The sequence below is a fragment of the Erwinia piriflorinigrans CFBP 5888 genome, assembly GCF_001050515.1.
Classification (GTDB): domain Bacteria; phylum Pseudomonadota; class Gammaproteobacteria; order Enterobacterales; family Enterobacteriaceae; genus Erwinia; species Erwinia piriflorinigrans.
The window spans coordinates 24,257-36,991 of sequence record NZ_CAHS01000011.1 but is presented as its reverse complement, the minus strand read 5'-3'; the positions used below and the strand labels follow the sequence as shown (position 1 = coordinate 36,991).

The window sequence follows — 12,735 nt, the reverse complement described above, 5'->3', positions numbered from 1 at the left end:
GCAACCCCTGACATTTACCTCAAGGCATAAACTTACCCGGGCTGATGGTGCAACAGCAGCGGAAACAGCCAGCGTTCTGCCTGATCGCTCATCTCCTGCACGCTGTCATCATCCAGCCGACGCAGTAATCGTTGCAGATAAGGGTCGCTTCCCTCGCCATCAACCTGGTAATTTCCCTGCCAGCACAGCAGCAACTTGCCGCGTGCCTGTTTCTGCGTGGCATCATCAAGCCGTAATACGCCCGCCTTTTCATCAAAGCACGCTTTCAACCACGCGCCGCCTGAAGCGGTTAACAACAGAGGAGAGCGCATGCCCAAGCGGTAGCCCTCAATATAGTGAATCAGATGCTGCTGCGCGACGTCGGCATCCAAAGCCGGGAAACGCCACATGCTTTCTTTGCGCCCCAGCATCAGGCTGCTACCGCTGCCGCCCATTGTGCAGTACACCAAATGTTCCAGCCATAGCGTTAAGCCATCATGAAAGTTCAGTATCCCCGGACGCCAGCGCAACAGGCCGCTGTCCTGCACCTGTGGCAGCCAGCCACTGAGTGTGGTTCCGCCGAGCGTGAGAGAAATCTCCCAACTTTCCGCTGCGGCGCGCTGCTCACGCACCCGTTCGGCCAGCTCTCTCATTTCTGACTCCTGCTCCAGCCAGAAAAGTTCACCGAATGCGCCGTAAGGCAGTACCCCGGCAGCACGCTGTCGGGCATACAGCTTGTTACCATCCTTGCCGTCGATCAGGCTGTTAAGCAGCAGGCTGTTGACCTGGTAACGGCTCAGTCCATCAAGGGAAAACGGTTCCGCATCCGGTAATCCGGTCTCTTCCAGCTGAAAGCTGACGCCGAGCCGCAAACTGAAAAAAGCACGAACCGGGTGACGCCAGAAACGGATCAGTTTGTCAAAAGCGATGACCGTTTCGCTCTCTTCCGGCAGCGCCTGCATAAACGGTGGATGAGCGGTTCCCAGTCCGCTGGCAGCGGGTAGCCATTCGACGGCAAAGCTGCGAAACTCTGCATCAGAGCGGAAATTCTCCGCCGCAAACGGCATACGGCTGTGCAGATGGTGCAGGTGTTTCATCACCGCCTCGGCGCTACTGTCCACGTCGTTAGCACTGTCTTCGGCCAGGCAGAAGCTCTGGCTGATATACTCCACTAATTCACTGACCAACACCGACGGGTAACGTTCCGTATTATCCTGAATCGAGCGGGCAATGTAGCTAATGTACAGCTGCTGCTGCGCCGAGTTCAGCGCTTCCAGGAACAGGTATCGGTCATCGTCGCGGCGGCTGCGGTCCCCCTTCTGCATCTGCTGACTCATTAAGTCAAAACCCAGCGGCGGCAAGGTTCGTGGATAAACGCCGTCATTCATGCCCAGCAGGCACACCACTTTGAACGGGATAGAGCGCATTGGCATCAGGGTACAGAAGTTAATCGGGCCAGCGAGGAAGCGCTGGCTGATACGCTGCTGATCAAGACGTGATGACAGTTCATCGCGCAGCAGGGTTAGCGGCACCGCCTGCTGGTATGAGGCCTGCACGCCATAGCCAATCGCCTGCTGCCATTGCTCTTCAATCAGCGTCAGAGCCGCTTCGGTGTCGGCATCGCTGATAAAAAAGTCATCCAGCATCTGGCGACACAGCGGTAGCCAGTTCTCTAGCTCACGCGGCTCACTCAGCCACTGCTGCCAGCGGTTGAGCTGCATCAGCAGCTCGGCCAGGTTGCCTGCCAGTTCGGCAATCAGTCCGCTGGACTCGTCGAAGGGCAGGATCCCCTGCCAGTCGCCCGCTTCACTGTTCATCGCGTAGCCCAGCAGCATGCGCGTCAGTCCAAAGTGCCAGGTGTGCTGGCCGGTGGCGGGCAGATCGAGATCGCGCACGCCATCATCATCCAGCCCCCAGCGTACCCCCGATTCCGCGACCCAGAAGCGCAGCAGGCGCAGTCCCTCTTCATCTATGGCGAAACGGCTGGCGACAGCAGGCACTTCCAGCAGGGCAAGGACTTCCTCTGCGGTAAAGCGGCTGTCTGGCAGGCTGAGCAGGGAAATAAAGGCCTGAAGTACCGGGTGCGCCTGGCTGGCACGTCGGTCAGAAATGGCAAACGGCACGGCGCGTTCGGCAGGCGCATTGCCAAACACCGCCTGAATAAACGGCGTGTAGGCATCAATATCAGCCACCATGACGATGATATCGCGTGCGGTCAACGTTGGGTCATCGGCCATCATCGCCAGCAGCCTGTCCTGCAACACCTCGACTTCGCGCTGTGGGCTGTGGCACTGGTGGATTGCTATCGAACGGTCCTCTGCGGCCAGAATGCGCTTGCTGCGGCTTTTCTCCCACTCGCTCTTCTTCAGGCCAATAACCGCATGATCTTCCAGCTCCAGCAGGTCGCGCTTGAGCGTTTGCAGCAGGTCGGTGGGTTCAATATCAACAAAGGCGAAGACTTCGTTTGGCTCCATCTGCGCCAGCAGGTAAAGATTATCGCGCCCCAGCTTTCCCCAGGAAGCGAGCAGTGGATTGCTTAGCTGCTGCTCACCCGCGTCATTAAACAACGAGGAAGCGTTATCGGCATCGCGAAACTGCGGGATCTGCCGGTTATCCTGGTAATGGCGACGATGCCGGCTTTGCAACCTGGCGAGGAAACCGTAGTCCTGGATATCCCCCCAGTAGTGACGGCAGGGATTGGTAAACAGCAAATGAATATCAATATGTTTTCCCAATGCCCTTAGCGCCTGCAAATAAACTGGCGGCAGTGCCGAAATACCGCAGATAAACACCCGATCGGGCAGGTTTGCCGGACGCGTGCTGCTGTTTTCCAGTAGCGAAATAAATCGCTGATAAAGATTCGCACGATGCCATTCCGGCTGTCCCAGCCGCCGGGTGTACTCCACCAACGCCGCCCATAGCGGAGCCTGCCATATCTGAGCATCCCCCAGTCCTTCTGTCAGCTGGCCCTTTTCCCAGCCGTTTAGCCACTGCGGGCGGTAAACAAGGTACTGATCAAACAGATCCGCGACGCGTGATGCCAGCTGGAACAGCTTACGCTTGTCGTCGTCATCGCTCAGGTATTGCCGCAGCGGGGTAAAGGCTTCACCCGGCAGCATATCGGGCAGGATCGCCATCAGTTTCCAGCTCATGCTGGATTTGTTAAACGCGCTCTCCTTAGGGATTTCAGGCAACACGCGTACAAACATGTCCCAGATAAAGCTGGCGGGCAGCGGAAAGTCGATATTGGCAGCAATGCCAAACTGTTCGGCCAGCGACATTTGCAGCCACTGCGCCATACCGGGGCTTTGCACCAGTACCACTTCAGAACGCAGCGGATCGCGTAGCGGCTGGTTCTCTATCTGCCAGCAGGCCAGCGTTTTCAGTATATCCAGCTGATTTGAGTGGTAAACGGTAAACATACGGCCTGTCCCTTAATAATCTCGCGGAGGGTACTGTAACCCGTTCGGCGCGGCTTGCAAACGCCACCATGCTATCTGACATCCCGATGACAGTTCAGCTGGGTCAACGTGGCCTGCCGCCCTACCGGGCTGGTAACCCTTGCACGGAGCAACTGGCAACCCGCCGGCCCACTGTGCGAACTAAGCTGGCTGTGCCATTCCATACTCTCATTACCCTGCAAACGCTGAAAAGCCTGGCGCCAGGCTTCACGCTGCTGCCATTGCTGCTGAAACCCCAGCCCCAGCACCTGCTGATATTTCATCAGCACGGTGACACTCATACTAAATAGCAACAGGGAAAATAAGGTCTCCACCAGACTGAACCCGCGCTGGTTATCTGCGTTACTCCACATCGCACCCTCCTTTTTCCGTCAGTGGGCAGAAGTCCAGCCAGCCGTGTGGCCGGAACTTCCATCTACCCGAACGGGATTTATTCATCCAGTGATACAACGTCAGGGTGTCTGGCCCGCTATCGGCGCGCAGCAACATGCGCGCAACGTGCAGACAGGCACGCCAACGGTACTCACCCAACTGCTGGCATTGCCAGCCTTCGGCTGCTTTCCAGGGCAGACGCTGCCCCCAGGCGAGCGCTGACGTTGCTGCGGTAAATTGTTGCAGGTAAATCCGTTCATCACCGACCAGACTGACTGCATCCCCAAGTTGCCGCCGCGTGGCGTTAAGCATCAGCGTTCCCATCAGCAGAAGGATGATCACCATGATGAGCGTGCTGCTACCCCGTTGCGACAGGACGCGCATCACAGGTTCCCTGCCTCTAGCCAGTGCTCAACGGTAAGTGAGATGTCAGGCCGGGCTTTAGCAAATCCGCTGAGCGTGACCAACACCTGCCGCTGACGGATCTCCAGCCGAAAAGCGCTGATACCCATCAGGCGAGGATCGTTTAGCCGCTCCCAGCCGCTCCCTTCACAGTTGTCCACGCCACGCTGCATCTCAAGGCTTTTGGCCCGCAGTCGGTAGCCGTAAAAATCACTGTCATCGCGCCCCGTGCTTTCCCAGTGACCGTTGCTGTTTTCATCCCAGCGCACCAGCAGACAGCTGCCATCAGCACGGCCAATGCGCAGCCCTTTCCCCTGACATGTGCCGTTACAGTAACCCGCACGCCGCACGGCTTTTTCCAAAGTCTGCATCATCTGTTGCAGCTCCTCATGCAGCTGTGTCTGCATCAGTAAGCGCAAATTCTGTGCTTGTAGCAGCGGCAGCGTTCGTGCTGCGCCGATCAATAACAGGCTGCCAATGGCCATAGCGATCAGAATTTCAAACAGCGTGAACCCCTGCGCTTTCAGCGACATTGCTCCTCCGACTGTGCGCAGATGCGCACCCGTCCACGGGCAGAGAGGATCACGCGGCGTTCACCCGCAGGGCTGCTAATAACGATTCTGCCTGCATGCGCCATGCTCTTTTTGCCATAAAACCCCATTCCGCCGGTGATTTCCGCTACGCGAATTTCCGGATACGGGGCGGGTAAAACGTATCGCATTCCGGGGCGACAGCGTGTGGGAACGCTTCCGCTCCCCAGACACCAGATCGCACCGGGTTTAAGCCACAGTAGCCGCACCGCGTTGTGCCAGTTCGCATCACTACGCAGTCGTTGCAGCAGCCGCTGGATCTGCTGAGCGCTGTCATTCAGCTGCTGACGCTGCTGCCAGTTATGCCAGCTACGCCACCCCCCCAGGCTAAGCAGGCTGACAATAGTGACGACCAACATCATTTCCAGCAGCGTAAAACCGTATGCATCCCTCGTTTTCATAGCGGGCAGTCTGCGCTTTTCTTCTGCTGTTGCCAGCGTGAACATATTAGAATGCGGGCCATCTTCCAGGGTTATTGTGATGTTGCATAAGCGTTCATTAACGTTAAGATGCCCTTTCCATAAGGGAGAAATAATGATGCCTTTTACACAGCTGGTGGATATCCGCGTCGTGTTGCCGCAGGTGAGGATCGATCTAAAATATGCCACGGCAGACAATATCACCGGGCAGGCTATCTATCGTGAAAACCGCTGTCTGCTGCATCCCGATGCCGCCACAGCGCTGGCGCGCAGCGTGCATATTGCGCAGCTGGCGGGCTTTACCCTGTTGGTTTACGACGCGTATCGTCCACAGCAGGCACAGCAAAATTTATGGCTGTCCTGTTCGGACCCGGACTATGTCATCCCGCCTGGCCAGGGTTCTAACCATTGTCGCGGTACAGCGGTGGATGTGACGCTGGTAGACCCTGAAAATAAGATTGTTGATATGGGAAGCGGGTTTGATGAGATGCATCCGCATTCTCATGCGTATCATCCTGCCGTGTCAGCACAGGCTCAACGTCATCGCCTGTTGCTGAACGGCATCATGTTTGGTGGGGGATTCTGTGGCATTGCCACCGAGTGGTGGCATTTTGAACTGCCTCAGGCGGCGAGCTATGCACTGCTGCCTGAACAATTTGACTGCTACCCCCCGGCATCGGGGGGTTAACGTCAGATAGCTACCGGGGCTTTAATCGCCGGATGCGGGTCGTAACCGTCAATCTCGAAATCATCGAAACGATAGTCGAACAGCGAGTCTGGCTTGCGCTTAATCACCAATTTTGGCAACGCACGCGGTTCACGCTGTAGCTGTAACCGCGCCTGGTCCAGGTGGTTGCTGTACAGGTGAGTGTCACCGCCGGTCCAGACAAAATCGCCCACTTCCAGATCGCACTGCTGCGCGATCATATGCACCAGCAGGGCATAGCTGGCGATGTTGAACGGCAAACCGAGGAAAATATCGCATGAGCGCTGATAAAGCTGGCAGGATAGCTTCCCCTGCGCCACGTAGAACTGGAAAAAAGCGTGGCACGGAGCCAGTGCCATCTGGTCCAGCTCACCGACGTTCCAGGCCGAGACAATAATGCGCCGCGAGTCAGGATCGCTTTTTAGCTGTTCGATAACCTTGCTCAGCTGGTCAATCTGCTGCCCGTCTGCGGCTCCCCAGCTGCGCCACTGCTTACCGTAGACCGGGCCGAGATCGCCATTTTCGTCTGCCCACTCGTCCCAAATCGACACCTTATTTTCTTTCAGGTAAGCGGTATTGGTGTCCCCGTTCAGGAACCACAGCAGCTCATGAATAATTGAGCGCAGGTGGCACTTTTTGGTGGTGACCAGCGGAAAACCCTGTTGCAGATTGAAACGCATCTGATGACCAAAAACGGACAGCGTGCCGGTGCCGGTGCGATCGTCTTTCGGCGTGCCCTGTTCAAGCACATGCTGCATTAACGCCAGATATTGTTTCATTTTTCCTCACGAACTTGTCGCTGCGGGCGACGACGATAAGCCCAAATCATCATTATTACTCCTGCCAGAATCATCGGTAATGACAGGATCTGCCCCATACTGATTCCGCCGAACAGGCCAAGCTGCTGGTCAGGCTGACGGAAAAACTCGACGATAATGCGGAACGCGCCGTAACCAATCAGGAATAACCCGGAGACCGCACCCATCGGACGTGATTTACGGATAAACAGGTTAAGAATGATAAACAGCACCACACCTTCGAGGAGCAGTTCGTACAGTTGCGAAGGATGGCGCGGCAAGACGCCCCAGGTTGACAAAAGCGGCTGCCACTGCGGATGCGTTGCCACCAGCGCGATATCTTCGCTGCGTGAGCCGGGGAAGAGCATCGCCCACGGCAGGTTAGGATCGACCCGCCCCCAGAGTTCACCGTTGATAAAGTTGCCGAGGCGACCCGCGCCGAGGCCAAATGGGATCAGCGGCGCGATAAAATCAGCCACCTGGAAGAAATGTCGTTTGGTACGGTGAGCAAACACCAGCATCACGACAATCACGCCAATCAAACCGCCGTGGAATGACATGCCGCCATCCCAAACCTTGAACAGATATAGCGGGTTATCGAGGAACAGGGGCATGTTGTAAAACAGCACGTAGCCAATACGACCGCCGAGGAAAACCCCCAGGAAACCCGCATACAGCAGGTTTTCCACTTCTTCTTTTTTCCATCCGCTGCCTGGCTTATTGGCACGGCGTACGGCCAGCCACATGGCGAAGACAAAGCCTACCAGGTACATCAGCCCGTACCAGTGCAGTGAAACCGGTCCGAGGGAGAAGATCACCGGATCAAATTGAGGAAAAGCCAGATAGCCGTTATTCATCTTTCACCATTATTAAAGTCAGTCTTGACGATCGGTCATGCGCCAAAGGCTATATTGAGAAGGCGCGGATCATAGCATAAAGGGAATTATTCAGGCCCGGGGAACTGTAAACTTTGTAAGGCATCACCACCAGCCGGCAGCATTTTAGCGCCCTCCTCTGATCAAACCACCCAATCCTCGCTGCTCCATAAAGCTGACCACCTGATGACGCACTTCACTGGTTAGCTGCGCTTGCAGCCCGCTTTGGGCCAAATTTTGCGCGTCTTGCAGGTCAATATGACGCAGCAGATACTTCACGCGCGCCACGTTGCGGCCGTTCATGCTGAGATGGTGATAACCTAAGCCGACCAGCAGCGCCACACACATCGGATCGCCCGCCATTTCGCCGCACAGACAGAGCTCAAGGCCTGCATGGCGGGTGGCGTCTGCAATCGCTTTCAGCGCGCGCAGCATTGCCGGATGCAGACTGTCGTACAGGTTGGCAACGTGCGTATTGTTGCGATCCACCGCCAGCAGATACTGGGTCAGGTCGTTGGTGCCGACAGAGACAAAATCAATCCGCTGCCGAAGCTGGTCGATCATGAAGATCATTGACGGCACCTCAATCATGATGCCGAGGCGGGGGAGTGGAATGGTGTACCCTAGCATCTCCTCCACTTCGCGCGCGGCGCGGTCAAGCAGCCTGCGGGCTTCGTCGATCTCTTCAAGGCTACTGACCATCGGCAGCAAAATGTTGAGGTTGTCGCTGGCAACATTGGCTCGCAGCATCGCACGTAACTGAACCAGGAAGATCTCTGGCTGATCGAGCGTCAGGCGGATGCCGCGCCAGCCGAGGCACGGGTTTTCCTCACTGATCGGCATATAGGGCAGCTGCTTGTCCGCGCCCACATCCAGCGTACGCAGCGTAACCGGCTTATCAAGAAAGAGCTGTAGCATGCCCTGATACTGCGCCACCTGCTCTTCTTCCGACGGAAAACCACTTTGCAGCATAAAAGGAATTTCCGTGCGGTACAGGCCGACGCCGTCCACCCGATTGCCCAGAATCTGCTCGTGCTCTGCGCTCAACCCTGCATTGAGCATCACTTTTACCAGCTCACCGCTTTTCAGCGCGCCTGACAAAAAGACATTATCTTCTGCCAGCTGGCTCAGTTCGTTTTCTTCGCTGATCAGCTGCTGGTACTCCTGTACCAGCATCGGTTCCGGATCGACCAGCAGCTCCCCGCGATAGCCATCAACGATCAGCATGCGCCCATTGATCAACTCTGGCTGAATATCGGCACCCATCACTGTCGGAATGCCCATCGCGCGCACCATAATAGCCGCGTGCGAGTTAGCGGCTCCGTCGCGCACCACAACGCCCACGAGGCGGTCGTGTGGCAATTCTGCCAACGTGGTGGCGGTCAGCTCATCGGCCACCAGCACAAAACGTTCAGGCCAGGTGTTGGTGCCCTGCACGGTGTCATCAAGGTGGAATAGCAGACGCTGGCCCAGTACACGCAGATCCCCGGCTCTCTCACGCAGATAGCTGTCCTGTAGGCTGGCAAACTGGGCGGCAAACTTCTCTACGACTTTTTTTACCGCCCATTCGGCAACCGATCCGGCGTCGATCTCGGCCTGTAGATCCTGCTTTAGCCGCGCATCGCTTAAAAGGTGAGAGTAGAGATCGAAGATTGCCGCACTCTCTTTATGCATGCTGGCGGTAAAACGCTTACTGTAGCGGCGGAATTCGTTAGAGGCTTCAGTGAGTGCCAGGGCCAGGCGCTCACGTTCACGCACCGTGTCCAGCGTCGAAGCAGAAACAACGTTCTCCAGGGATGGCTGGCTGGAATCAACCCATCCCTGGGCGACAGCCACGCCGGGAGCGGCTGCCAGCGCACGGATGCGGGTTTGCCGGTACTGACCAAATAGCGCATTAAGCTGAGACTGTGAAAGGATGCCCGCCAACTGGGTCGCCAACGTAACCAGAAAAGACTCTTCACTTTCATCAAACTGCCGGTGCTCACGTTGCTGAACCACCAGCACGCCCAACAGCTGCCGTCGGCTGATAATTGGCACACCGAGGAAAGCACGAAAACGCTCTTCTTTTACGGAGGGTACGTATTTAAAACTGGGGTGTTTCTGGGCATCAGCAAGGTTAATCGGCTCTGCCAGACGCCCCACCAACCCGACGATACCTTCATCAAAAGCCAGAGCTACCGTGCGCCCACGCGGCTTTTTCAGCCCGCGCGTTGCCATCAGGTAGTAGCAGCGGCGATCGTGGTCAGCAAGATAAACCGAGCAGACTTCGGTATGCATTGCCAGACAAATTTCATTAACCAGGATATCCAGCGCCTCGGTAAGCCGGGGCGCTGCTGCCACTTTTTCAACTATTTCGCGCAGCTGTGTGAGCATAATCTACGTGGCTTAACCTCTCTTTCGTCGATAACCCGGCGTATTTCTCTGTAAGGTATTCTCCTGCAGGGGCATGACCACGCTGGCAAACTCTTTCATGACGCGACGATAGACATCACGTTTAAAAGATACCACCTGACGCACCGGATACCAGTAGCTTACCCAGCGCCAGCCGTCGAATTCTGGCGTACTGCTGGTTTGCATATTGATATCCGCGTCATTGCACATCAGCTGCAAAAGATACCATTTCTGTTTTTGGCCGATACAAACCGGCTTTGTGTCCCAACGCACCAAACGTTTCGGCAACTTATATCGTAACCAGTTACGGGTAGCGGCAAGGATACGGACATCCTTGCGATTCAGGCCGACTTCCTCGAAAAGTTCGCGGTACATCGCCTGCTCGGTGGTTTCGCCGGGATTAATCCCTCCCTGGGGAAACTGCCAAGAGTGTTGGCCAAAACGTCTGGCCCACAAGACCTGCCCCTGCCTGTTACAGATTACGATACCAACATTCGGGCGGTAGCCATCATCATCGATCACCGGACTACCTCAAACTAAAACTGGATGTTCTGATTGTTTCATACTCCTCACAGACGGTAAACCACTGCTTTTACGCAAACTCTATGGATGGGGCTGGGATAACTGGGGGTAAATAGTAAAGTTATAAACAGAAAAGCGGATAAAATGGCGATCTTATTCACGTTTTCTGTGGATAGCTTTGTGCAGAACTCTGTTAACAGGTGGGGAAAACTTTACCTGCCGCACAGCGAGTGATTTTACAAAAAAAAATTAAGCCTATATAAATCATAAGGCTTCCTCGCAAAACACAGGTTTTACACCCGTTGACATACGCCTGTCATAAAAGCCGAAAGCACAACTGGTGAAAGATCGAACGCTTATCACGTTATCCACAGAATATGTCGATTAGTTAGGCTTAATCAGGGTAAAACTTGATAAATATGCCCACGTCAAGGCTGTAAATGGAAACAGTATTCGGTTAATCTGCGAGTTATCCCATATTTCTGTGGATAACTACCCCAGTGAACCTGTTCATTGTCGGTGACAAGCCGGGTAAAACCGAAACGTCGTCCCTGTTTCCAGGCAGCGGGAACCATAAAAAAACACGATATATCATGCTATTATTCGCGTTACCCCCAAGGCGACAGCTGAAAGTGGTGAAACAAACAGGATGCGCCTATATTTTGAACAATTACGGAAGCGATAGATGAACGATGTCATTGATCGGGTTCCCCCACCGCAAAATGAAGACGAACTGCTGGCACGCGCTACCGCCCTGGCAGGCTACACGCTGGGAGAGCTGGCATTACGTATCGGCTTACCAATCCCACGTAATCTGCAACGAGATAAGGGCTGGGTCGGCATGCTGCTGGAACGTTATCTCGGAGCCAGCGCTGGCAGCAAACCGGAGCAGGACTTCGCCGAAATTGGCGTCGAGCTGAAAACGATTCCGGTTGATGCCGCAGGCCGTCCGCTGGAAACCACCTTTGTCTGCGTTGCGCCACTTACCGGCAACAGCGGAGTCACCTGGCTTAACAGCCATGTCCGACATAAGCTGGCTCGTGTGCTGTGGGTACCGGTTGAAGGTGAGCGCAGCATTGCGCTGGAACAGCGTCGTGTCGGCGCAGCCTTGCTGTGGAGCCCGAATGCAGAAGAAGAGCGGCAATTGCAGAACGACTGGGAAGAGTTGATGGATATGATCGTATTGGGCCAGGTGGATCGGATCACCGCCCGCCACGGGGAAGTGCTGCAAATACGTCCTAAGGCCGCCAACAGTAAAGCGCTGACCGAAGCCATTGGCCGTAACGGACAACCCGTCATGACCTTACCGCGTGGTTTTTATCTGAAGAAAACCTTTACCGCTCCGCTGCTCGCCCGCCATTTTTTGTTGTAAACAGCGCCGCCATCAAACCGCGCATTAAAAAGATGTGGCAAAGTTTTCATGCTTTAGTCATCCCTGCGTATAATCGCCGTTTATGTTTTGTTTAAGTTTAGGGTGTAACGAAAGAATGTTTGAATGGATAGCCGACCCCAACGCCTGGCTGGCGCTCGGAACCTTAACGATCCTCGAAATCGTTCTCGGTATTGATAATATTATCTTCCTGTCGCTGGTGGTGGCTAAATTACCCAAGCACCAGCAAAATACCGCCCGCCGTCTGGGCCTGGCCGGTGCGATGCTGATGCGCCTGGGCCTGCTGGCTTCGATAGCCTGGGTTATCCGCCTGACCGATCCGCTGTTTACCTTGATGGATCACGACTTCTCAATGCGCGATCTGATACTGCTGGGTGGTGGATTATTCCTGCTGTGGAAATCAGGCATGGAGATCCATGAAAGCATAGAGGGTGGTGCCAGCGAGCACAAAACCAACGTGCACTCCTTTGTCGGCGCTATCGTTCAGATCATGCTGTTGGATATTATCTTCAGCCTGGACTCTGTTATTACGGCGGTAGGCCTGTCCGATCACCTGATTATTATGATGGCAGCCGTGGTCATTGCGGTAATGGTGATGATGTTTGCTGCACGGGCTATTGGTGATTTTGTCGATCGCCATCCGTCGGTCAAAATGCTGGCCCTGGCGTTTCTTATCCTCGTTGGCTTCACTTTAATCCTCGAGAGTTTCCGCATCCATATCCCGAAAGGTTACATCTATTTTGCTATGTTCTTTTCCATGGCGGTGGAAAGCCTGAACCTGTTACGGAATAAAAACAAACTGAAATGATGTCATTGCGTTACTCTGGCTTA

12 protein-coding genes are annotated in these 12,735 nt (G+C 55.1%); 3 read left to right on the top strand and 9 right to left on the bottom strand.

The annotated features are described in order from the left end of the window. Nucleotides 1–32 precede the first annotated feature (32 nt). The 5 genes from recC to EPIR_RS03735 form a co-directional block, all read right to left on the bottom strand. A complete protein-coding gene (recC, locus tag EPIR_RS03755) occupies nt 33–3,401 on the bottom strand; it encodes an exodeoxyribonuclease V subunit gamma (RefSeq protein ID WP_023653972.1) in 3,369 nt (1,122 codons plus the stop codon). 71 nt (nt 3,402–3,472) lie between these two features. Then, nucleotides 3,473–3,793 (bottom strand): prepilin-type N-terminal cleavage/methylation domain-containing protein, encoded by a 321-nt coding sequence (locus tag EPIR_RS03750; protein WP_023653971.1) that lies wholly within the window; start codon nt 3,791–3,793, stop codon nt 3,473–3,475. Further along, entirely contained in the window at nt 3,783–4,196 is a 414-nt protein-coding gene (locus tag EPIR_RS03745; RefSeq protein WP_023653970.1) for a DUF2509 family protein, read from the bottom strand. Before EPIR_RS03745 ends, EPIR_RS03750 begins: the two co-directional genes overlap by 11 nt. After that, nucleotides 4,196–4,747: a prepilin peptidase-dependent protein gene (locus EPIR_RS03740; RefSeq protein WP_023653969.1), complete on the bottom strand. Its 552-nt coding sequence runs from the start codon at nt 4,745–4,747 to the stop codon at nt 4,196–4,198. Before EPIR_RS03740 ends, EPIR_RS03745 begins: the two co-directional genes overlap by 1 nt. Next, nucleotides 4,738–5,205 carry a prepilin peptidase-dependent protein gene (locus EPIR_RS03735; RefSeq protein WP_048696921.1) on the bottom strand — a complete coding sequence of 156 codons (468 nt, stop codon included), beginning with the start codon at nt 5,203–5,205 and terminating at the stop codon, nt 4,738–4,740. The genes EPIR_RS03740 and EPIR_RS03735 overlap by 10 nt, the downstream gene beginning before the upstream one ends. Nucleotides 5,206–5,338: 133 nt before the next feature. Here EPIR_RS03735 and ddpX point away from each other — a divergent pair, with 133 nt between their 5' ends. Beyond that, nucleotides 5,339–5,911, top strand: a complete 573-nt coding sequence (gene ddpX / locus EPIR_RS03730; RefSeq protein ID WP_023653967.1) for a D-alanyl-D-alanine dipeptidase — start codon at nt 5,339–5,341, stop codon at nt 5,909–5,911. 2 nt (nt 5,912–5,913) lie between these two features. Here ddpX and thyA read toward each other — a convergent pair whose 3' ends face one another. From thyA to rppH, 4 genes are all read right to left on the bottom strand, one after another. Further along, nucleotides 5,914–6,708 carry a thymidylate synthase gene (gene thyA / locus EPIR_RS03725; protein WP_023653966.1) on the bottom strand — a complete coding sequence of 265 codons (795 nt, stop codon included), beginning with the start codon at nt 6,706–6,708 and terminating at the stop codon, nt 5,914–5,916. Continuing rightward, nucleotides 6,705–7,583 (bottom strand): prolipoprotein diacylglyceryl transferase, encoded by an 879-nt coding sequence (gene lgt, locus EPIR_RS03720; RefSeq protein WP_023653965.1) that lies wholly within the window; start codon nt 7,581–7,583, stop codon nt 6,705–6,707. The genes thyA and lgt overlap by 4 nt, the downstream gene beginning before the upstream one ends. Before the next feature lie 144 nt (nt 7,584–7,727). Then, a complete protein-coding gene (gene ptsP, locus EPIR_RS03715) occupies nt 7,728–9,974 on the bottom strand; it encodes a phosphoenolpyruvate--protein phosphotransferase (RefSeq protein ID WP_023653964.1) in 2,247 nt (748 codons plus the stop codon). 12 nt (nt 9,975–9,986) lie between these two features. Next, nucleotides 9,987–10,514 (bottom strand): RNA pyrophosphohydrolase, encoded by a 528-nt coding sequence (gene rppH / locus EPIR_RS03710; RefSeq protein ID WP_023653963.1) that lies wholly within the window; start codon nt 10,512–10,514, stop codon nt 9,987–9,989. Between the two features lie 685 nt (nt 10,515–11,199). Here rppH and mutH point away from each other — a divergent pair. Both mutH and EPIR_RS03700 read left to right on the top strand, forming a co-directional pair. Then, nucleotides 11,200–11,886, top strand: a complete 687-nt coding sequence (gene mutH / locus EPIR_RS03705; RefSeq protein ID WP_023653962.1) for a DNA mismatch repair endonuclease MutH — start codon at nt 11,200–11,202, stop codon at nt 11,884–11,886. 115 nt (nt 11,887–12,001) lie between these two features. Continuing rightward, nucleotides 12,002–12,712: a TerC family protein gene (locus tag EPIR_RS03700; RefSeq protein WP_023653961.1), complete on the top strand. Its 711-nt coding sequence runs from the start codon at nt 12,002–12,004 to the stop codon at nt 12,710–12,712. Nucleotides 12,713–12,735: the final 23 nt, after the last annotated feature.

Excerpts from the sequence above, each read along its gene's own strand:
- recC (WP_023653972.1), bottom strand. The coding sequence starts at position 3,401 with ATGTTTACCGTTTACCACTCAAATCAGCTGGATATACTGAAAACGCTG.
- EPIR_RS03750 (WP_023653971.1), bottom strand. The coding sequence starts at position 3,793 with ATGTGGAGTAACGCAGATAACCAGCGCGGGTTCAGTCTGGTGGAGACC.
- EPIR_RS03745 (WP_023653970.1), bottom strand. The coding sequence starts at position 4,196 with ATGCGCGTCCTGTCGCAACGGGGTAGCAGCACGCTCATCATGGTGATC.
- EPIR_RS03740 (WP_023653969.1), bottom strand. The coding sequence starts at position 4,747 with ATGTCGCTGAAAGCGCAGGGGTTCACGCTGTTTGAAATTCTGATCGCT.
- EPIR_RS03735 (WP_048696921.1), bottom strand. The coding sequence starts at position 5,205 with ATGAAAACGAGGGATGCATACGGTTTTACGCTGCTGGAAATGATGTTG.
- ddpX (WP_023653967.1), top strand. The coding sequence starts at position 5,339 with ATGATGCCTTTTACACAGCTGGTGGATATCCGCGTCGTGTTGCCGCAG.
- thyA (WP_023653966.1), bottom strand. The coding sequence starts at position 6,708 with ATGAAACAATATCTGGCGTTAATGCAGCATGTGCTTGAACAGGGCACG.
- lgt (WP_023653965.1), bottom strand. The coding sequence starts at position 7,583 with ATGAATAACGGCTATCTGGCTTTTCCTCAATTTGATCCGGTGATCTTC.
- ptsP (WP_023653964.1), bottom strand. The coding sequence starts at position 9,974 with ATGCTCACACAGCTGCGCGAAATAGTTGAAAAAGTGGCAGCAGCGCCC.
- mutH (WP_023653962.1), top strand. The coding sequence starts at position 11,200 with ATGAACGATGTCATTGATCGGGTTCCCCCACCGCAAAATGAAGACGAA.
- EPIR_RS03700 (WP_023653961.1), top strand. The coding sequence starts at position 12,002 with ATGTTTGAATGGATAGCCGACCCCAACGCCTGGCTGGCGCTCGGAACC.